The sequence below is a fragment of the Pelagimonas phthalicica genome, from assembly GCF_004364805.1.
GTDB classification, from domain to species: Bacteria; Pseudomonadota; Alphaproteobacteria; order Rhodobacterales; family Rhodobacteraceae; genus Pelagimonas; species Pelagimonas phthalicica.
The window spans coordinates 1,604,002-1,623,459 of sequence record NZ_SOAP01000001.1; the positions used below are offsets into that span (position 1 = coordinate 1,604,002).

General features: G+C 60.3%; 18 protein-coding genes. 6 read left to right on the forward strand and 12 right to left on the reverse strand.

The genetic code is table 11. The features are described from left to right. Positions 1-100: 100 nt before the first annotated feature. Both CLV87_RS23835 and CLV87_RS07835 read right to left on the reverse strand, forming a co-directional pair. Entirely contained in the window at positions 101-265 is a 165-nt protein-coding gene (locus CLV87_RS23835) for a hypothetical protein (RefSeq protein WP_166652695.1), read from the reverse strand. 293 nt (positions 266-558) lie between these two features. After that, positions 559-1,107, reverse strand: coding sequence for a hypothetical protein (locus CLV87_RS07835; RefSeq protein ID WP_099242193.1), 549 nt, complete (start codon positions 1,105-1,107; stop codon positions 559-561). 337 nt (positions 1,108-1,444) lie between these two features. On the opposite strand from CLV87_RS07835, the gene CLV87_RS07840 reads away from it, so the two are divergent. The 4 genes from CLV87_RS07840 to CLV87_RS07855 all read left to right on the forward strand — a co-directional run bounded on the left by CLV87_RS07840 (position 1,445) and on the right by CLV87_RS07855 (position 5,507). Continuing rightward, entirely contained in the window at positions 1,445-1,837 is a 393-nt protein-coding gene (locus CLV87_RS07840; RefSeq protein ID WP_099242191.1) for a hypothetical protein, read from the forward strand. After that, the gene (locus CLV87_RS07845) at positions 1,834-2,772 is read left to right on the forward strand and encodes a sterol desaturase family protein (protein WP_099242189.1); all 939 of its coding nucleotides are present in this window, start codon (positions 1,834-1,836) and stop codon (positions 2,770-2,772) included. The genes CLV87_RS07840 and CLV87_RS07845 overlap by 4 nt, the downstream gene beginning before the upstream one ends. A gap of 276 nt (positions 2,773-3,048) precedes the next feature. Continuing rightward, positions 3,049-3,816, forward strand: a complete 768-nt coding sequence (locus tag CLV87_RS07850) for an OB-fold-containig protein (protein ID WP_099242188.1) — start codon at positions 3,049-3,051, stop codon at positions 3,814-3,816. A gap of 23 nt (positions 3,817-3,839) precedes the next feature. Beyond that, positions 3,840-5,507, forward strand: coding sequence for a flotillin family protein (locus CLV87_RS07855; protein ID WP_099242186.1), 1,668 nt, complete (start codon positions 3,840-3,842; stop codon positions 5,505-5,507). 49 nt (positions 5,508-5,556) lie between these two features. On the opposite strand, the gene CLV87_RS07860 is transcribed toward CLV87_RS07855, so the two are convergent. The 5 genes from CLV87_RS07860 to CLV87_RS07880 all read right to left on the reverse strand — a co-directional run bounded on the left by CLV87_RS07860 (position 5,557) and on the right by CLV87_RS07880 (position 10,496). Then, positions 5,557-6,234, reverse strand: coding sequence for an extensin-like domain-containing protein (locus CLV87_RS07860; RefSeq protein ID WP_099242184.1), 678 nt, complete (start codon positions 6,232-6,234; stop codon positions 5,557-5,559). Beyond that, complete coding sequence (locus CLV87_RS07865) at positions 6,231-7,154, reverse strand: prephenate/arogenate dehydrogenase family protein (protein ID WP_099242182.1); 924 nt, start codon at positions 7,152-7,154, stop codon at positions 6,231-6,233. The genes CLV87_RS07860 and CLV87_RS07865 overlap by 4 nt, the downstream gene beginning before the upstream one ends. Next, a complete protein-coding gene (gene hisC, locus CLV87_RS07870; protein WP_099244604.1) occupies positions 7,151-8,236 on the reverse strand; it encodes a histidinol-phosphate transaminase in 1,086 nt (361 codons plus the stop codon). Before hisC ends, CLV87_RS07865 begins: the two co-directional genes overlap by 4 nt. A 310-nt stretch (positions 8,237-8,546) precedes the next feature. Further along, positions 8,547-9,839, reverse strand: coding sequence for a nicotinate phosphoribosyltransferase (gene pncB, locus CLV87_RS07875; protein WP_099242180.1), 1,293 nt, complete (start codon positions 9,837-9,839; stop codon positions 8,547-8,549). Between the two features lie 186 nt (positions 9,840-10,025). Then, complete coding sequence (locus tag CLV87_RS07880; RefSeq protein ID WP_099244602.1) at positions 10,026-10,496, reverse strand: Lrp/AsnC family transcriptional regulator; 471 nt, start codon at positions 10,494-10,496, stop codon at positions 10,026-10,028. A gap of 134 nt (positions 10,497-10,630) precedes the next feature. Between CLV87_RS07880 and CLV87_RS07885 the strand changes: the two genes are divergently transcribed. Together CLV87_RS07885 and paaG are read left to right on the forward strand one after the other, a co-directional pair. After that, positions 10,631-14,068: an indolepyruvate ferredoxin oxidoreductase family protein gene (locus CLV87_RS07885; protein WP_099242178.1), complete on the forward strand. Its 3,438-nt coding sequence runs from the start codon at positions 10,631-10,633 to the stop codon at positions 14,066-14,068. After that, on the forward strand, positions 14,068-14,853 hold the full coding sequence (gene paaG, locus CLV87_RS07890) for a 2-(1,2-epoxy-1,2-dihydrophenyl)acetyl-CoA isomerase PaaG (RefSeq protein ID WP_099242176.1): 786 nt from the start codon (positions 14,068-14,070) through the stop codon (positions 14,851-14,853). The genes CLV87_RS07885 and paaG overlap by 1 nt, the downstream gene beginning before the upstream one ends. Here the strand turns inward: paaG and gloA2 are convergent. The 5 genes from gloA2 to cobA form a co-directional block, all read right to left on the reverse strand. Continuing rightward, positions 14,840-15,232, reverse strand: a complete 393-nt coding sequence (gene gloA2, locus CLV87_RS07895; RefSeq protein ID WP_099242174.1) for an SMU1112c/YaeR family gloxylase I-like metalloprotein — start codon at positions 15,230-15,232, stop codon at positions 14,840-14,842. The two genes, paaG and gloA2, sit on opposite strands and share 14 nt — an antisense overlap. Before the next feature lie 129 nt (positions 15,233-15,361). Next, positions 15,362-16,906: a nitrite reductase gene (locus CLV87_RS07900; protein ID WP_099242173.1), complete on the reverse strand. Its 1,545-nt coding sequence runs from the start codon at positions 16,904-16,906 to the stop codon at positions 15,362-15,364. Between the two features lie 11 nt (positions 16,907-16,917). Next, positions 16,918-18,063, reverse strand: coding sequence for a cytochrome D1 domain-containing protein (locus CLV87_RS07905; RefSeq protein WP_099242171.1), 1,146 nt, complete (start codon positions 18,061-18,063; stop codon positions 16,918-16,920). Further along, the gene (locus CLV87_RS24330) at positions 18,060-18,596 is read right to left on the reverse strand and encodes a c-type cytochrome (RefSeq protein ID WP_099242169.1); all 537 of its coding nucleotides are present in this window, start codon (positions 18,594-18,596) and stop codon (positions 18,060-18,062) included. Before CLV87_RS24330 ends, CLV87_RS07905 begins: the two co-directional genes overlap by 4 nt. Then, entirely contained in the window at positions 18,589-19,356 is a 768-nt protein-coding gene (gene cobA / locus CLV87_RS07915) for a uroporphyrinogen-III C-methyltransferase (RefSeq protein WP_099242167.1), read from the reverse strand. The genes CLV87_RS24330 and cobA overlap by 8 nt, the downstream gene beginning before the upstream one ends. Positions 19,357-19,458: the final 102 nt, after the last annotated feature.

Consider the following 19,458-nt stretch of genomic DNA (forward strand, 5'->3'; position numbering starts at 1 on the left):
TGCGTGACGAGGCCAAATCTGGCGAGCCGTCTATCCGAACACCAAAACCTTGAGGACCGTTCCATACTTGGAGACCAAGACATGAAACACTCCACCCAACTTAAAAGGCTCTGTTGACAAAATCCAGGTCGCCATATCCCATCTCGGCGAGTTCATCACGCGAAAGGGCGAGCAAATCGGAACGGATTTCAGGTGACGTCACCGGCTTGCAAAGTTCGCTTTCATTGACCTGCTGAGCTGAAACGCCTGTTGCCTTGGTGAGCATGCACAACGCAATTATGATTAGAACAAGATGCATGATACGCAAGACCCCGACTTCACAACTTCTTAACGATGGCCATATCAATATGCCGGAAACCGCCTGTCTTCCACATTGCCCTGCGCTCGTCTGTTATTTCAGCTATTAGCCGCTCAATAAACGCGTCCTATGCCCCTTTTCAAACAAACAAGGCGACCCAATGGGCCGCCCTATTCGCTCTGAGAGAGAGAGAGAGAGAGAGAGAGAGAGAGAGAGAGAGAGAGAGAGAGAGAGAGAGAGAGAGAGAAGGTATTCGCGGCTTATTTCAGCGCAATCATAATCCGGCGGGTGCGGGTCTTGCGTTTGCTCCGGCCCTTTTTCCAGCCCCCCTTAGAGGCCCCCAGCTGATCCAGCTGCATCGCGCCTTCGGCCATCAGCCCATCTGCGCCATATTCCCAGTAACGCAAGCCGCCGCGCACGGCCTCGGTCACGCGGGTGCGCTGTTCGACATAGCCATCCGCATGGGTCACGGTGAACTGGCACTTGCCCAGGGTGCGGTTGCAGCGATGCGGGGTGTAGCGGGTCACCGCGCCGTCAATCGCCATAGTCTCGGTCACTTCGCCACGCGCGTTCACCTTGTAGCTGCCCAGGAATTCCGCCGCGCTGCCCTGCCCGGCATAGAGATCAAACAGGTGAACCCCACCGGCCGAGCCGCGCTTGACATGGGTCATCGCGCCACTGCGATCCTTCATCACCATGACCGATCCATTGCCCATTTCACCAGCGCGCCAAGAAATATCGGCCGTCGCAGAAGTGGTCGCAAATGTGGAGATCAACGTCAGGGTCAGGGCGGCGATCATGTGGCGCATTGTGCTACTCTCAGTGTCCGGGCCCCCACCCAGTGGTTAAGAGAATTGGGCGAAAACGCGGCAGCACGCAACGGTTTTCTGCCACAATCGCGCCATTAACCCTAATCTCGGGAACAATCAGCCGCACAGTCAAAACTTGTCTCCACCAGTCCAACAATTCCCGCCATAATTGCGCCCAAATTGCCACGCATCCCGGCACAACGCGGGCCAAACCCGCCCGAATCCCCGCACCCAACCCGCTGCGATTCGGCAAATTGGGCGCAAATGTGACCCTTGACGCTACGAGAGTTTTGACAATCCGCCCCCGCCCCGCCGACAGTTCCCCGCAGGAGGAGCCATGCCGCTAGACATTCTGATCATCCTTGTGGTCGTCGGGATTGCCGGGATCGCCGTGCTGACCCATCTGCTCGGCCTGTCGAAACCCAAGACCTTTCTGTCCGAGGCCCAGGCCCGCACCGCCTGGCTGCGCGAATTCCCCGACAGCACCGTGACCTCGGTCACCCTCTGTGCTTCCGCTCAGGCCGCATTGATCATGACCCAGGCCGGTCCCGGCATCGTCTGGGCCATGGGGGCCGACAGCACCGCCCGCCTGCTCAACGGCGCAACCTTCACAGCCACCGAAACCGGCCTGACCGTGACCCTGCCCGATTACGGCGCACCCCGCATCGCCCTCCGCCTCACCCCCGACGAAGCCCTGCTTTGGACCAATCACATCGGAGCCGCCGCATGACCGATCAACTCACCTATCCCGATGTGGTTTCGCTTGCCGTGCCCTTTTTCATCGCCGCCATCCTGATCGAGCTGCTCTGGATTACCACACAAAAACGCGGTGGCCGCTATGAAACCCGCGATGCGGTGACATCGCTGATCATGGGGGCGGGCAATGTCGCTTCGGGCATCGCGCTTGGATTTATCGCCTGGGGCTTCTTTACCCTCTTATGGGAGATCACGCCGCTCGACCTTGGCAGCTCGCTGGCGGTGGTGATCCTGTGCTTTGTCCTGGATGATCTACGCTATTACTGGGTGCATCGCTTTGGCCACCGCATCCGTTGGGTCTGGGCCAGTCATGTGAACCATCATTCCAGCCAGCATTACAACCTCACCACAGCCCTGCGCCAAACCTGGACCTACACCTTTACCTTTATGATGGTCGTGCGTGCGCCGTTGATCCTGCTCGGCTTTCACCCGGCACTGGTGCTGTTCTGCGGCGGGCTCAACCTGATTTACCAATTCTGGATCCACACCGAAGCCATCAACAAAATGCCCCGCTGGTTCGAAGCCATCATGAACACCCCCAGCCATCACCGCGTCCATCATGGCCGCAACCCGCGCTATCTTGATTGCAACTATGCCGGGGTCTTCATCATTTGGGACAAGCTCTTTGGCACCTTCGTGCCCGAACAGGACGATGAAAAGGTCGATTACGGCCTCGTCCACAATCTCGGCACCTTCAACCCGATCCGCGTCGCCTTTCACGAATGGGTCGGCATCTGGAAGGACGCCACCCAACCCGGCATCACCCTGCGCGACCGTTTGATGTATTGCGTCGCCCCGCCGGGCTGGAGCCATGACGGCTCCCGCGACACCTCTGCCGAAATCAAAGCCAAACATCTGGAAAAACACCCCCAGGATCGCGGCAGTGCCGGGTTCACCGAGGTCAGTTAACTAGGGCCTGTGGACAATCAGCATAGATCATCAGGTTTCTTTGGGCTAAAAATATCCCGGGGAGTCCCGAGCGCGCTCGGGACGGGGCAGCGCCCCATTTGAGCAACGGTAAGGCATACCCGCCTATCCCGTCTGTCAGAACCCTGTCATCATGCTTCTGTCACACCACTCTGACATCGTTGTTGAGAATTATTCGCATCACGGGACTTGTAACAAACCCGTGAGGACCCCATATGCATTGTATACCAATGAATACACAACCATACCGTTATCACCATGTTTGACCAATTGCTGTCTGACGGGTTCGTCCCGTTTACCCTTTCGCTTGCCCTGCTCTTTGGCCTTTTCGCACTTGAGCTGGTCTTTGCCTTGCTTGGCGGCACCCTTTTGGGGGCCGGGGGCGACGGCATGGACGGGGCTGAACTGAATGGCCCGGATATCGACGAGCCTGACCTTGATGTGCCTGAAATGGAGATCGGCGATCTCGACATTGACCTCGATGGGCTGGACACCTCGGATCTCGAATTGCCCAGCTTTGCCGATGTCGATGTCGATACCGACCTGCCCGATGGCGCGGCCCAGCCCAGTGGCATCGCCGCCTGGCTTGGCTTTGGCAAAATGCCGGCGCTGATCTGGCTCTCGGCCATCCTCATGGCCTTTGGCATCACCGGTGTCGTCGTGCAAAACCTGGTGCTTGGCCTGTTCGGCGCGGCCCTGCCCGCGCTGCTGGCCGCGATCCCCGCTGCTGTCGCGGCCATATTCTTTGCCCGCCGGTTCGGCAGCGGTTTTGCGCGACTGATCCCGAAAACCGAAACCGCCGCCCTGTCCGAACGCCATCTTGGCCGCCGTCAGGGCGTCATAACCCAAGGCACCGCCGCCCGCGGTCGCCCTGCCGAAGTCAAGGTCACCGACCGCTTCGGCAACACCCATTATCTGCGCGCCGAACCGCTTCGCGACGATGCGCAGATCCCGCAGGGCACCGAAGTTGTCGTCCTGCGCCATCGCTATGACGGTGGCTATTTCATCGTGGCGCTCAGCGCCTGACACACAGATTTATCGGAGGAAAAATGGATATCATCACACTTCTTATCCTTGTTGGCGCCGTTCTGGCATTTTTCATGGTGATCGGCCTTGTCATGGCCCGCCTTTATCGCCGCGCCACCCGTGAAACCAGCCTGGTGAAAACCGGCGCGGGCGGCAAAAAGGTCATTATGGATGGCGGCGTGGTCGTCGTGCCCCTGCTGCACGAGGTCAGCCCGGTTAACATGAAAACCCTGCGCCTTGAGGTGAAACGCGACGGTGACGGCGCGCTGATCACCAAGGACCGGATGCGCGTCGATGTCGGCGTCGAGTTTTATGTCTCGGTTCAGCCCACAGATGAGGGCGTCGCCCGTGCCGCGCAAACCCTGGGGGCCCGCACCTTTGACGTCGAACAGCTGCGCGAGATGATCGAGGGTAAACTCATCGACTCCCTGCGCGCCGTGGCCGCCCAAATGACCATGGACCAGCTGCATGAAAACCGAGCCGATTTTGTCCAGGAGGTGCAGAATACCGTCTCCGAGGACCTGCTGAAAAACGGCCTGTCGCTCGAAGCGGTTTCTCTCACCGCGCTGGACCAGACCCCGTTCGAGGCACTGGACGAAAACAACGCCTTTAACGCGGTGGGTATGCGCAAACTGGCCGAGGTCATCGCGCAATCCAAGAAAGAGCGCGCCAATATCGAGGCCGAAGCACAGGTTGCCGTGCGCCGCGCCGAGATGGAGGCCGAGCGTCAGCGCCTCACCATCCAAAAGGACGAGGAACAGGCCCGCATCGCGCAGGAACAGGAAATCGAAACCCTTAAGGCCGCGCAAGAGGCCGAGATTGCAGCCCGCACCGAGGATTCCATGCGCGAAACCGAACGTGCCCGGATTGCCCGCGAGGAATCTGTCCGCGCCGCCGAGATTGAGCGCGAGCGCAAGCTGCGCGAGGCAGAAATTGCCAAAGAGCGCGAGCTGGAAGTGGCGGATCAGGAAAAGCAGATCATCATCCAGCAAAAATCCGAGGAAGAAAGCCGCGCCCGCGCCTCTGCCGACCTTGCCCGCGCCGAAGCGACCAAAGCCATGGAAGCGGTCACCACCGCCAAGGAAGTGGCCGAGGCCGAACGTCTGAAGCAAATTGCGCTGATCGAAGCGGCGCGAGAAGCGGAACGGGAAGCGACCAAGATCCGTCTGGCCGCTCAGGCCGAAAAAGAGGCCGCGTCAGACCGCGCCGAAGCCCGCCGCGAAGAGGCCCAGGCCGAAGCAGACGCGCTCACCATCCGCGCCGAGGCCAAGAAAAAGGACATGCTGGCCGAAGCCGAAGGTAAACGCGCCATCACCGATGCTGAAAACGCGCTCAGCGCTGAATTGATCAGCATGAAGGTTGACCTGGCCCGCCTTGAGGCAATGCCCAAAGTCCTGGCCGAAGCGGTGAAACCGGCTGAAAAGATCGACTCGATCCGCATTCACCAGGTCGGCGGGTTGAACGGAGGCTCAAACGGTGGCGGCTCTGGCTCTGCTGGCGACAAACCCCCGGTGAACCAGGCGCTGGATTCGATCATGGGCATGGCCGTGCAAATGCCCGCGCTGAAAAAGCTGGGTGATGAGCTGGGCCTGTCCATGGATGGCACCGTCTCGGGCCTGCTGGGCGAAACGCCAGAGCCAAGCGAGGCAGCCACGCCAGAGGCTGACGAGCCGACCGCTCCGGTGCAGTAAATCAAAACCAAAAAAGGCGGGGATGTCCCCGCCTTTTCTCATTCGGCCCCTATCGGCAATAAGATCCGCTGCCATAGCGCGCCACGTCAAAGTGGAAATGATCTTTGTGCCAACGGTCCGATTCCGGCCCCAGGACCGTGCCAAAAGGTCCGCAGGCCGCCTTGTGCATCTGGCGCAGGGCTTTGCCGTTCTTGCCGCGCCCCCAATCATCCAACACGCTGATTTCGCTGCCATCCTCGAGATGGATCGCGGAAATATCAATCGCCTTGCCGCGCCCATGCTCGCTGATCTTGGCACCGGGCTGATGGTTGCGGGTCCGACAGACGTAGTGCGCTGCCACCTGCAACCGCGCGACACCGCCGCCACGACGACCCACCGCCGGGCGCACGCCACTATTCACCCAGGTTTTCAGCGCCTTGGCGGTCTCGCACGTCATCAAGGCCCCTTGCGAAAGCTCAACCCCGGCAACCGATTGCAGGCGAATGGCATTCTCGATGCCGCAGGCCGGAATGCGCCCCGGCACCGTGCCGACCACCTCGCCCTGCAAATCACCGTCGCCGCACAGACCGCCGCCCGCATTGCCCGGATCATCGCGATCAAAGGCCCGGTTCAAAAACCCCCGCACCCCATCAAGATCACTGTCATTGCTGCGCGCCTCGCGCCGGTCCGACCCGCCGCATGCTGCCAGCGCCACGGTCAGCAGTCCTACCAAAACCCAAGTTTTCACCGATCCACCTTTGCACGGCCAAAGTCAGGAGCATCTGTATCCTGTCCAGCCTCCAGAATGCCACGGCGGATGGCACGGGTGCGGGTGAAATAGGCATGAAGCTGCTCACCATCACCGGTGCGAATGGCGCGTTGCAGCGCCATCAGCTCTTCGGTGAAGCGGCCCAGAATCTCGATCGTCGCGTCTTTGTTGGTCAGAAACACATCGCGCCACATGGTCGGGTCAGACGCGGCAATCCGGGTGAAGTCACGAAAGCCCGCGGCCGAGAATTTGATGACTTCATTGTCAGAAATCCGACCCAGATCATCGGCAACGCCGACCATTGTATAGGCGATCAGGTGCGGGATATGGCTGACCACGGCGCAGACCATATCATGGTGCTCCGCATCCATGCGCTCGGTATTTGCACCCAGCGCAGTCCAATAGGTTTCCACCCGACTGACCGCATCCCCATCGGTGTGATCCTCGGGCACAATCAGGCACCAGCGATTGTCAAAGAGCGAGGCAAACCCCGCATCCGGCCCGGAATGCTCTGTCCCCGCCATCGGGTGGGTCGGAACAAAATGCACGCCCTCGGGCAAATGCGGTGTCACAGCTTCGATCACCGTGCGTTTGACCGAGCCCACCTCGCTGACCACGCAGCCCGGTTTCAGATGTGGCGCGATGGTCTGCATCACCGGGCCCATCGCCCCAACGGGCACGGCCAAAACCACCAGATCGGCATCCTTGACCGCCTCTTCGGCGCTGTCGCAGACCTGATCACACAAGCCCAAACGGCGCGCCGTGTCCCGCGTGGCCTCGGAGCGGGCAAAACCGGTGACATGGCTGTCCATCCCGGCGCGTTTCATCGCCCAGAACATCGATGACGCGATCAGACCCAGCCCGATCAGCGCCACTTTCTGAAACGGGGCCTCGCTCATCGCGCGCCTGCCTTGAATTGCCCCACCGCATGGGCAACCTGACGGCAGCCCGGCTCATCCCCGACGGTGATGCGCAAACAATTGGGCAGCCCATAACCGGCCACCTGCCGCACCAAAAGCCCCTGCTTTTGCAGGTAGGCATCGCAGGCCTTGGCCTCTTCTGCATCGGCAAAACGCGCCAGCACAAAATTCGCGGTCGAGGTATCGCTGGGCACGCCATGTTCGGCCAGCGCCTCGGACAGCCAAGCGCGCAGCCGGGCATTATCGGCGCGGCATTTTTCCGTATAGGCCGTGTCGCGCACCGCGGCCTCGGCGGCGGCCAAGGCGGTGTTGGAAACATTGAACGGCCCGCGCACCCGGTTCAACACGTCAATGACCGCGCGCGGAGCATAGCCCCAGCCAATGCGCAAACCGCCCAGACCGTAAATCTTGGAGAAGGTGCGGGTCATCACGACATTGTTGCGCATCTCGACCAGCTTGGCCCCGCCGTCATAACCTTCGACATATTCCGCATAGGCCCCGTCAAGCACCAACAAGGCCTGATCCGGAATGCCCGCAGCCAGCCGTTCGATTTCCGCCATGCCGATCATGGTCCCGGTCGGATTGGCGGGGTTGGCGATAAAGACCAGCTTGGTCTTATCCGTGCAGCCCGCAAGGATCGCGTCTACATCAACCACGCGGTCACGTTCCTTGACCACAACCGGAGTCGACCCGGCGGCCAAAGCGCAAATACGATACATGGCAAAGCCGTGCTCGGTATAAAGAACCTCGGTCCCCTCGCCGCCATAGGCCTGGCAGAGAAAAGTGATCACCTCATCCGAACCCGCGCCGCAGATGATGTTATCAGCCTTCAACCCGTGGATCTCGGCCAAGGCGTTACGCAATGCCGAATGATCCGAGGAGGGGTAACGATGCAGCTCATGCACGCAACGCTTGACCGCCTCCTGCGCATCCGGGCTGGGCCCGAACGGGTTTTCATTCGAGCTCAGCTTGGTCACGTTTGACACACCTTCAAGCGAGGATTTCCCCCCGACATAAAGGTCAATTTCCATCACGCTGGCTTTGGCTTCGATCTGAGTCATATCTGTCTCCTGTCGGGACCGTGTTACCTGCGCGCGCAGGTGGTGAAAAGTGGCAATGACAAAGCCGGTCAATGGTGTCTCAAGCTATGGCAGAAAAACCGCGCTGAATTGACAATTGGCAATCTATCAACTCATTGAATTTACGCATTTAATGGAAGATTACAGCATCGTTTCTCGCAACGTTCGTTAAGTTAGGATCGTCATAACCAACCTATGCAAGTCACCAATCAAGCCAGATTTATACGCCCGAACGCATGGACGGACGGGCGCGAACCGGATTGCGTTCAATCCGGGGCTTTTCGACGGGTTGTCAGACCACAACATCCATCGCCGCTTGATCTCCGACGCCAAACACCCGCTTATAGCGGGCAATTTCGGCCTCTGGGCCCATGGCTTTGTTCGGGTTGTCCGAAAGCTTGACCGTCGGATTGCCATTGGCGCGCACCGCCTTGCAGACCAGACTGAACGGGGCCAACCCGTTATCCGGGGTCAGACCGCGAAAATCATTGGTCAACAAAGTGCCCCAGCCAAAGGACACCCGCACTCGGCCCGCAAACTGCTGATAAAGCTCGAGGATCTTGTTTTCATCCAACCCATCCGAGAAAATCACCAGCTTGTTGCGCGGGTCTTCGCCCCGGTCCTGCCACCATTTGATCGCCACTTCGGCCCCGGTGGCCGGATCGCCGCTGTCGATGCGAATGCCAGTCCAGCCCGCGAGATAATCGGGCGCATTGCGCAGGAACCCTTCGGTGCCATAGGTGTCGGGCAGGATGATACGCAGATTGCCCTCATGCTCTTCGTGCCAATCGGCCAGAACGTCATAGGGGGCCTGCGCCAAAGCCGCGTCATCCTGCGCCAGCGCCGCATAGACCATGGGCAATTCATGGGCATTGGTGCCAATCGCCTCAAGATCGCGGTTCTTGGCAATAAGACAGTTTGAAGTGCCGACAAAGGCCGGCCCCAACCCGTCCAGCATCGCCTGCACACACCAATCCTGCCAGAGGAACGAATGCCGGCGGCGGGTGCCAAAATCGGCAATCCGCAGCTCGGGCACTTCTCGCAGTTTTTCCACCTTTTCCCATAGCTTGGTCATGGCGCGGGCATACAGCACCTGCAGCTCGAACTTGCCCATCTGGTTCAGCACAGCGCGCCCGCGCAGCTCCATCAACACCGCAAGCGCTGGAATTTCCCACAGCATGACCTCGGGCCAGCTGCCCTCGAATGTCAGCTCATACTGATCGCCAACGCGCTCCAAATGGTAATCCGGCAGGCGCAGGTTTTCGAACCATTCCATGAAATCAGGGCGGAACATCTGCCGCTTGCCGTAAAACGTGTTGCCGCGCAGCCAGGTGCTTTCGCCACGGGTCAGCGAAAGGGAACGGATATGATCCAACTGCTCACGCAGCTCGCCCTCATCAATAAGATGGGCCAGGGGCACGGATGTAGAGCGGTTGATCAGGCTAAAGGTGACCTGCGTGTCGCGCTTGTTGCGGAACACCGATTGGCACATCAACAGCTTGTAGAAATCCGTGTCGATCAGCGAGCGCACAATCGGATCGATCTTCCATTTGTGGTTCCAGACACGTGTGGCGATATCGGTCATGGGCCGCTGAACTCCTCCGTTTCACCAAGGGGTTAAAGCAACAGCCCACGGGGAAAACAACCCCGCCGCGACACAGCCATGTTTCTTCTTGGTTCAAATATTCCGGGGGGAGTCGCCTCTGGCGACGGGGGGCAGCGCCCCCCGCCCCGCCCGCGGCACGCGCCGATCGTCAGATCGTCCACCCGCTCAGACCGGCACCTCGGTCGCATATTTCACCCGGCTCAGGGCAAAGATGGTGTTGGTTGCCGCCACCGCCTCATGCTCCAACACACGGCGCATCAGGATGTCTTCGAAATCGGCCATATCGCGCACCAGGAGATGCAGCAGGTAATCCCATTCGCCTGAGATTGAATAGGCGGTGACGATTGTCGGCTCCAGCTCAACCGCGCGTTTGAACCCGGCGCGCGTCTCGGCGTCCTGGGACTTCATCCGCACCTGGCAGAACACATCCATCTTGCGCCCGACCTTATGCGGATCAACCAGCCGGATTTGCGGGCCCAGAATGCCCGCCTCTTCCAGCGCGCGAATGCGGCGCCAGCAGGTGGCCGAAGACGAGCCGACGCTATCCGCCAGATCCGCCATCGAGGTCGAGGCATCGCGTTGCAGCAATTCCAGAATGCGGCGGTCAAGATCGGTGATTTGGAAAGACTCTGTCACATCAGACCCCAGATTGAACAATGCCCATCAAATCTACCCGAAAATCAATGCAATCTGAACAGCTTTTTCCACAAGACCCGCTACCCTATTCCCTCGCGCGGGCAGATAGCCCTTTGAGTTTTCAGAGGACCACCATGACAGAGCAAACCCCGATCCTGGCCGATTACGAGCTGACAGATCGCTATACCAAAACCAAAGGCCGGGTGTTTTTGACCGGCACACAGGCGATTGTGCGTATCGCGCTGGATCAGGCGCGGCGGGATCGCGCCAATGGGTTGGATACGCGGGGCTATGTCTCGGGCTATCGCGGCTCGCCAGTCGGCGGGATCGATCTGGAAATCGGCAACAATGCCAAGCTTGTGGCCGAGGCCGGGGTCGAATTTCTGCCCGCGGTGAACGAGGAATTCGGCGCGACGCAAATGATTGGCACCCAGCAGGTGGAAACCGACCCGGACAAGACCTGCGAGGCCGTGTTTGGCCTTTGGTATGGCAAGGGGCCGGGGGTGGATCGCGCGGCGGATGCGTTGAAACACGGCAATGCCTATGGGTCGTCACCCAGGGGCGGTGTGCTGGTGGTGGCGGGGGATGATCATGGCTGTGTCAGCTCGTCCATGCCGCATCAATCCGACGTGGCCTTCATGAACTTTTTCATGCCCACGGTGAACCCAGCCAATGTGGCCGAGTTCCTGCCTTTCGCAGAATGGGGCTATGCCCTGTCGCGCTTCAGCGGCATGTGGGTTGGGTTCAAGGCGATTTCGGAGACGGTGGAAAGTGGCATGAGCTTTGATCTGCCCGCCGATCGCGACTTTATCAGTCCGGATTTTGCGATGCCCACCGATGGGCTGCATTACCGCTGGCCTGACCTGCCCGGCCCGCAGATCGAAGAGCGTATGGAGGCCAAGAAAAACGCCGTGCTGGCCTTTGCCCGCGCCAACCCGATTGACCGGGTGGAATGGGGGCACGCGGATGCGCGCTTTGGCATTGTCACCACAGGCAAATCCCATCTGGATGTGCTTGAGGCGCTGCGCCTTCTGGGCATTGATCAGGCGCGCGCCGCTGAGCTGGGGCTGGATATCTACAAGGTTGGCATGGTCTGGCCGCTCGAAGATGTCGGCGCGCTGCAATTCGCCAGTGGCAAGCAAGAACTGCTGGTGATCGAGGAAAAGCGCGGGATTATCGAAAGCCAGCTCAAGGAATATTTCTATGACTTTCCGGGTCAGAAACCGGATCGCATGGTCGGCAAACGTGATGAGCATGGCGAGCGGCTGATCCCCTGGACGCATGAGCTGGGCGCGGTAATGCTGGCCAAGATCATCGCGGCGCGGCTGGATTTGAACTTTGGTCTGGGCCTGTCGGAACAGGCGCAAGACATCGTGCCAGCGCCCAAGCTGATCAATGTCGAAGGCGCAGCCCGCACGCCTTATTTCTGTTCCGGCTGCCCGCATAATAGCTCGACCAAGGTGCCCGAAGGCAGTCAGGCCATGGCCGGGATTGGCTGTCATTTCATGGCGAGCTGGATGAACCGCAACACCACCTCGCTGATCCAGATGGGCGGCGAGGGGGTGAACTGGGTTGCGCGCTCAAAATTCAATGGAAACAAGCACGTGTTCCAGAACCTCGGCGAAGGCACCTATTACCATTCCGGATCGCTCGCCGTGCGCCAAGCCATCGCCTCGGGCGCGAATATCACCTATAAGATCCTGTTCAACGACGCGGTCGCCATGACCGGGGGGCAGACTGTGGACGGCCCGATTGAGGTACATGGCATTGCCAAATCCATGGTGGCTGAGGGGGCAAAGAAAGTCGTCGTGGTCTCGGATCAGCCCGAGCAATTCCAGCGCAGCGATTTCCCGGTGGGGGTGGAGATTTTGCACCGATCCGAACTGGACCGGGTGCAGCGCGAGTTGCGCGAGATCCCCGGCACCACGGTGCTGATCTATCAACAGACCTGCGCCACGGAAAAGCGCCGCCTCCGCAAGCGTGGCAAACTGGAAGACCCCAAGAAATTCGCCGTAATCAACCCGCTGGTCTGCGAAGGCTGCGGCGATTGCAGCGTGGAAAGCAACTGTCTGAGTGTTGAGCCGCTGGAGACCGAGTTTGGCCGCAAGCGCAAGATCAACCTCAACAGCTGTAACAAGGATTTCACCTGTGTGAACGGCTTTTGCCCATCCTTTGTGACGGTCGAGGGCGGCACGCTGAAAAAGCCCAGCGCGGAAACGAATAGCGCGGTGCTGAAACGCCTGTCGCTGGAGTTGACCGCGCCCGCCTTGCCCGGGTTGAACAAGCCTTATGACATTCTAGTCACCGGGGTTGGCGGCACCGGGGTTGTCACGGTTGGTCAGTTGATCGCCATGGGTGCCAATCTGGAAAAGAAAGGCGCGAGCGTGCTGGATTTCATGGGCTTTGCGCAGAAATTCGGCCCTGTTCTGAGCTATATCCGCATGGGCGCAACCGAAGGCTCGGTCAATCAGGCCCGCACCGAACCAAGCTCGGCCGATGCGCTGATTGGCTGTGATTTGGTGGTGAGTTCGTCACCCAAAGCCTCTGCCACCTATCGCAAGGGGCACACAAAGGCGGTTGTTAACACCGCGCTGATGCCGACGGGCGATTTCACCCGCAACCGCGACGCGGATTTGCGCGCCGCGGATCGCGTGCAGCGCATTGCCGACGGGGTTGGCGAGGGTTTGCAATCACTGGATGCCAATGCGCTGAGCGAGGCACTGATGGGCGATACGGTTTATGCCAATGTGCTGATGCTGGGCGCGGCCTGGCAGGCGGGTCTGGTGCCGGTCGGGTTTGAGGCGCTGATGCGCGCGATTGAGCTGAACGGGGTCAAGCCCGAGCAGAACAAACAGGCCTTTGCCTGGGGGCGCTTGGTTGTCGCCGCGCCCGACAAGGTCGCGCGCGTCTCCAACCTGCCCGAAGCGCCGGTGCAAAGCCTGGATGAGCTGATCGCGCGGCGGGTGGCGTTTTTGAGCGATTACCAAAACAGCCGCTGGGCGCAAAGCTATCGTGACGAGGTAAGCCGCGTCATGGAGGCTGAGCGGCGTGTGATGGGTAACGCGGGGCTTTTGTCAGAGGCGGTGGCGCGCGCCTTGTTCAAGCTCATGTCCTATAAAGACGAATACGAGGTGGCGCGCCTGCATCTGGAAACCGGTTTCCTTGACGGGTTGAAGGACCGGTTTGAGGGGGATTTCACCGTGAAGCACCACTTGGCCCCGCCTTTGCTGGGTGGCAAGCTGGATGCGCGCGGACGCCCGGTGAAACGCGCCTTTGGGCCGTGGGTGCGGGTTGGGTTCCGTGTCTTGGCGCGGATGAAAGGGCTGCGCGGCGGGGCGTTTGATGTCTTTGGCAAAACCGCGGAACGGCGAATGGAGCGCGAACTAATTGCCGAGTATCGCGACCTTGTGTTGCGGCTGACAGATGGGCTGAGCGCCGCTAATCATGCAGAGGCAGCCCGGATTGCCGGGCTGGTGATGCAGGTGCGCGGCTTTGGCCCGGTCAAGGAGGAGGCAGTGGCTAAGGTGCGCGCGCAGATTGCAAAGGCGATGACAGGTTATGAGGGGGCATAATGTCGGATACGATCAAGGTTGCGGATCACGGAGCTTGGGCAGAGATCACCCTGAACCGTCCGGACAAGCTGAATTCGTTTAACGAAGAGATGCATTATGCGTTGCGCGCGGCGTTGGAGGCCGCGCGGGATGGCGGCAAGCGGGCGGTTTTGCTGACCGGTGCCGGGCGCGGTTTTTGCGCCGGGCAGGATCTGGGGGACCGTGACCCATCCAAGATGGCGGGCATGCCGGATCTGGGCAAAACCGTGCGGGATTTCTATGCGCCGCTGGTGCGCTTGATCCGGTCGCTGGAATTCCCGGTGGTCTGCGCGGTGAATGGCGTGGCGGCGGGGGCCGGGGCCAATCTGGCGCTGGCGGCGGATATTGTGCTGGCCGGACACAGCGCGAAATTCATCCAGAGTTTCGCCAAGGTCGGGTTGATCCCGGATACTGGCGGCAGCTGGCATTTGCCGCATCTGGTGGGGGAAGCGCGGGCCAAGGGGCTGGCGCTGACCGGAATGTCTTTGCCCGCTGAAAAAGCCGCTGAATGGGGATTGATCTGGCAGGCGCTGCCGGATGAGGATCTGATGGCAGAGGCGCGCAAGCTGACCGAAGGGCTGGCACATGGGCCGACTTTGGGGCTGGGCCTGTCCAAGATGTGCATCCAACAGGCGGCAACGGCAAGCCTGAGCGATCATCTGGAGACCGAAGCCGACGCCATGAAAACCTGCGGCGAAAGCGATGATTACGCCGAGGGCGTGGCGAGCTTTCTGGAAAAGCGCAAGCCGGTGTTCAAGGGGTCGTGACCTCGTAGAGTTCCAGGGGCAACCCGTCGGGATCGGCGAAAAAGGTAAAACGCGCATCGGTGTAAGGGTCGATCCGGATCGGTTCGACCTCGACCTGGGCGGCGGTCAGATGGGCTATGACCGCGTCGATATCCTCCACCGCAAAGGCCAGATGGCGCAGCCCCTGCGCCTCGGGGCGTGTGGGGCGTTTGGGTGCATCGGGAAAGGAAAACAGCTCGATCTGGCTGCCATCTGGCAGGGCGAGATCAAGCTTCCAGCTGTCCCGCTCGGCCCGGTGGTTCTCGGCTAGGATCTTGAGTCCGAGCGTTTCGGTATAGAACTGTTTGGAACGCGCGTAATCGGCACAGATGATGGCAGCGTGATGGAGACGGGGCAGCATGGGGCGACCCTAACAGGGGGGCAGGAAAGCGCAATGCCGGGTTCGCATCCGCCGTATTGCCGAAGGCAAACCTTTGGTTTTACGGGCGGGTCGGGTGCGAAACGGATTGCGGGCAATCCGGGAATTGCCTCAGTGACTTGTCCCTTCCTCAAAAGTAATCTTGTTCCAGACGTTGTATTTGCCCGACGGTTTGCGCATCGGCAGGCGTTTGACGATTTCGAGCGTCTCGGCGTCATAGACCAGCACCTCGCCCTCATCTTCCCACACCGAAACCAGCGCGTGACTGCCATCCTTGGTGAATTCCACATGGGCCACAGTGGCACCGGGCACAGGGCGCATGGATTTCACGATCTCAAGCGTCTCTTTGTCGATGATATGCATCACGTCCTTGTTGGGACCAAAAAACACATCCGCCCAGACATATTTGGAGTTCTTGTGGCTGCGCATAAAGAAACCGGGGCCTTGGGTCGGGATAGTTTTCACGGTTTCCCAAGTCTGCATATCGATCACCGAGATGGTCGCGTCCTTGAGGTGTGGGGTGGCCATGACCGTTGTATCCCCATGCTGCCAGGTGATACCGGAGCCCAGATGCGGCATGCCTTTGAGCGCGAGATCAGCCACCTTTTGACCGATAACAAGGTCAATGACCAAGCCATCCTCGCCTTTGCGCGAGGCCCCCATGACGTGTTCGTAAGCCTGATCAAAGAAGAAATCATCGAGGTAATCCGGCGTCGTGATGCGGCGGATCGGGAATTTGGTGTCTTGGGGCACGGGGCCTTCGATCTTCCAATCATGGGCGAGGCCACCGCCGAAATAGTTCATATCGGGATATGTCGCGTACGACACCTCCCAGATCTCCGGCACATCCTTGAGCGCCAGCACGAAACTGTCGCGCGGCGGGGCCTGATAGACGGCAGAAACGCGCGAGGGCGTGCCATCTTTGCCCTTGATCTCATGCACTTCGGCAACGGACAGGTCTTCGGTCGACAGGATGGTCAGCGTGTTGGGCAGATAATTGGCCACGGCGAGCCATTTGCCATCGCCGCTCATCGCAATGTTGCGGCTGTTGAGACCAGCGCGCACGCGACCCACCTGTTGCAACGCCCAGATGTCATATTTCTGCACCCAGCCGTCGCGCGACATGATGAAAACAAAGCGGCCATTGGGGTCGAATTTCGGCCCACCATGCACGGCAAAGGGCGTGGCGAAACGGTCGAGCACCTCAAAGGTGTCGCCATCCAGCACCGAGACATGATGATCGCCGGTTTCCACGGCAAGGGTGATGTTCATCGGGTCCGAGGCCCAGATCGGAGCGTCGACGGGCGTGTAATCTTCGTCCAGCACGCGGCTGGCCATGATCTGCTCTTCACCCCATGGCGGCACGGCCTCAAGCGGGGTTTTGAGATAGGTTGCGAGTTCGGCAATGGCTGCGTCGCTGAGATCTTCGGCAAAGCCGGGCATCTGCGTGGTGACGCGCCCGTCGCGGATTACCGCCTCGACCTTGGGGCCGCGCATGCGTTTCAGGGTCTGCGGGATCAGCGCCGGGCCGGTGCCGCCAAGGCGGTTGGCATCATGACAATCGGCGCAGAATTCCAGATAATTGGCGCGCGGGTCGGCTTGGGCGGCCCCCATGGCAAGGGTCGCAGCTATGACAAGCGAGAGAGTTCGGATCATAACCTGTCCTTTCAAAGACCAGTGCGATGCGCGCGGGCGGTAAAGAAAATGCCGGATGGGCTTTCGGCCTCAATCTCGCGCAGTTTTTCAAAGCTTTGCGTGTCGTAGACCGCGACTTTTCCGGCGTCTCGCACGCTGAGCCAGACTTCGTGCCCACGCGGTGTAAACTCCATATGCAGCACCGCCGGGCCGGGTTTGAATTCATGCACCACCTGTTTGGTCACCGTGTCGATAACCTGAATGGTGTCGTTCTTGGGATGGGCAAAATTCACCCAGACATGGCGTCCATCCGGGCGCGCCATGGCAAAGACCGGCTGGCCATAGGTCTTGGTGCGCCCGGTTTCCTGCAAGGTGTCGCTATCGATCCAAAGCACCTCGTGATGGCCAACAGCGGGCAAGACAAATTCGCCGCCGGTATGCGCCCAGCCCTCAAGATGGGGCATTTTATAGACCGGCATTTCTTCTTGCCCACGGCCGTAATTGGGCAGCACGCGGATCGGTTCAGGCTTGTCAGCCCAAAGGTCAAGCGCGGTCAGCCCGTCCTCGCCGAACAAGCCAGTGATATAGGTGCGGCCATTACCGGTGATCAGCGCGTCATAGGGGCGGTCGCCCATATTGGCGATCTTGGTGATTTCGGCTTGGCCGCTCGACATGTCGGCAATCCAGGTCTCGCCCGTATCCCACATGGTAAAGACAAAGCGCCCGCCGGGCGCATCGACAAGACCGATGGTTTTGCTGTCGGTGGGGATGTCGGCAACCAAATCGAGCGTATCGGCATCAAAGATCCGCACGCCGCCGGGTTCGTAATTGGAGACGGCAACCAGCGTGCCATCGTCGGAAATCGCTCCGCCGATGGAGTTGCCGGCCTGAACGACGCGTTTGGCGATTTTGCGGTCAACAATGTCGACCTTGGTCAAGCCGCCATCGCGGCCAAAGACATAGGCGTAACGTTCATCTGACGAGTAGACGAGGGAGGCATGGGAGAGGTCGCCCAGCCCTGTGATCCGGTCCAGCGCGGCGCGTTCGGATTGATCGACCAACAAGACAGAGCCGGTGGCGCGTTCGATCACCAGGCCAAGGTCGCCGGTGGCGATGGTTTCAGCGGATAGCGCGGTGCCAAGCGCGCAGATGGCGCAGAGGGTGGACAGGGTTTTCATGGGGCTTCTCCTTTGAGGAGGTAATCGGCGATCCAGGCGGCTTCTGCCTCGCTGAGCAGCGGGCGCCACGGGGGCATGGGCGTGCCGGGAACGCCGTCAAGGATGACGGATTGCAGGACTTCGGGGTCGTAATGTTCGATGCTTTGCGGGCGGATATCGGGGCCAAGCCCGCCTTTGAGCGTCAGCCCATGGCAAGAGCCGCAATCCTGAATGACAAAGCGTTCGAGCGCTTTGGCGTCGATCGGGTTGGCCAAGGCGGGGGTGGTCAGGAGGGCGAAGAGCAGGATGAGGCTGGTTAGGACGATGTGCGCGAAACGGTTCGGCTTATCGGTCCGGATCGCCTGCGATCCGGTTCGCACCCGATCCCGCCCCCCAGGGCGGGTGCGAATGATGCAGCCGCGCAATTCCTTTTGCGCGGTCACGTGATCGACGGCTGGGAAAAGCCGAGGCAGCCCCGCCCTCGGGGCCGGGTGCGAACCTGCGTTGCGCCTAGGGCTCTGAATTCCGAAATTGGGGTCTGGACGGCTAAGCATGGGCCTCTCTCCGATCATCCTCCAGCGGCAGGCCCTGTGCCTCGTAGAGAGAGACGACCTGGCCAATGATGAACAAGGTCGGCGCTTTCAACTCGGCCTCGCGCGCATCCTGGGCGACCTTGGCGAGGGTGGAAGTCATGCGGCGTTCCTGGCTGGTGGTGGCGCGAGAAATCGCCATGACCGGGGTTGTGCCGGGCAGGCCTTCGGTCATCAGGCCCACAGCGATCTGGCCGATATTGGCGACGCCCATATAGATCACCAGCGTGGTGTCAGGATTGGCGAGACGTTTCCAATCCAGATCCAGCTTTTTGTCGGCCTGACGGTGGCCGGTGACATATTGCACCCCGGTGGCCAACCCGCGATGGGTGAGCGGCACGCCCGAGATCGACGAGGCCCCCTGAGCGGCAGTGATTCCGGGCACATATTCGACGGGAATGCCCTGCGCCCGCAGCACGGCGGCCTCTTCGGAGCCTCGGCCAAAGATCAAAGGATCACCGCCCTTGAGCCGCGCCACGCGCTGGCCCGCTTGCGCTTCTTCGACCAAAATCTCGTTGATCCGGTCCTGGGTGACGGGATGGCATTGCGGCATCTTGCCGACAAAGATCATCTTGGCTTTCGGATTGGCCATGGCGACGATCTCGTCAGACACCAGCCGGTCATAGACGACGCATGTGGCCTCTTGCAAAAGCCGTTCGGCCTTGCGGGTCAAAAGCTCCGGGTCGCCAGGGCCTGCGCCAATCAGGGATACTTTGCCGGTCATATGTCGTCTCGCTTGTCCAATGGATGGCTATGGCAAACGGTCAAACCTGCCCTGCTGGCGCGGGATGCGCGCCAGTCAACGATTCGGGTGTCGGCAGCAGGT

What these genes read in the sequence shown, in the direction of transcription:
- CLV87_RS23835 (WP_166652695.1), bottom strand. Translation starts at nt 265, where the DNA reads ATGCTCACCAAGGCAACAGGCGTTTCAGCTCAGCAGGTCAATGAAAGC.
- CLV87_RS07835 (WP_099242193.1), bottom strand. Translation starts at nt 1,107, where the DNA reads ATGCGCCACATGATCGCCGCCCTGACCCTGACGTTGATCTCCACATTT.
- CLV87_RS07840 (WP_099242191.1), top strand. Translation starts at nt 1,445, where the DNA reads ATGCCGCTAGACATTCTGATCATCCTTGTGGTCGTCGGGATTGCCGGG.
- CLV87_RS07845 (WP_099242189.1), top strand. Translation starts at nt 1,834, where the DNA reads ATGACCGATCAACTCACCTATCCCGATGTGGTTTCGCTTGCCGTGCCC.
- CLV87_RS07850 (WP_099242188.1), top strand. Translation starts at nt 3,049, where the DNA reads ATGTTTGACCAATTGCTGTCTGACGGGTTCGTCCCGTTTACCCTTTCG.
- CLV87_RS07855 (WP_099242186.1), top strand. Translation starts at nt 3,840, where the DNA reads ATGGATATCATCACACTTCTTATCCTTGTTGGCGCCGTTCTGGCATTT.
- CLV87_RS07865 (WP_099242182.1), bottom strand. Translation starts at nt 7,154, where the DNA reads ATGAGCGAGGCCCCGTTTCAGAAAGTGGCGCTGATCGGGCTGGGTCTG.
- hisC (WP_099244604.1), bottom strand. Translation starts at nt 8,236, where the DNA reads ATGACTCAGATCGAAGCCAAAGCCAGCGTGATGGAAATTGACCTTTAT.
- pncB (WP_099242180.1), bottom strand. Translation starts at nt 9,839, where the DNA reads ATGACCGATATCGCCACACGTGTCTGGAACCACAAATGGAAGATCGAT.
- CLV87_RS07885 (WP_099242178.1), top strand. Translation starts at nt 10,631, where the DNA reads ATGACAGAGCAAACCCCGATCCTGGCCGATTACGAGCTGACAGATCGC.
- paaG (WP_099242176.1), top strand. Translation starts at nt 14,068, where the DNA reads ATGTCGGATACGATCAAGGTTGCGGATCACGGAGCTTGGGCAGAGATC.
- gloA2 (WP_099242174.1), bottom strand. Translation starts at nt 15,232, where the DNA reads ATGCTGCCCCGTCTCCATCACGCTGCCATCATCTGTGCCGATTACGCG.
- CLV87_RS07900 (WP_099242173.1), bottom strand. Translation starts at nt 16,906, where the DNA reads ATGATCCGAACTCTCTCGCTTGTCATAGCTGCGACCCTTGCCATGGGG.
- CLV87_RS07905 (WP_099242171.1), bottom strand. Translation starts at nt 18,063, where the DNA reads ATGAAAACCCTGTCCACCCTCTGCGCCATCTGCGCGCTTGGCACCGCG.
- CLV87_RS24330 (WP_099242169.1), bottom strand. Translation starts at nt 18,596, where the DNA reads ATGCTTAGCCGTCCAGACCCCAATTTCGGAATTCAGAGCCCTAGGCGC.
- cobA (WP_099242167.1), bottom strand. Translation starts at nt 19,356, where the DNA reads ATGACCGGCAAAGTATCCCTGATTGGCGCAGGCCCTGGCGACCCGGAG.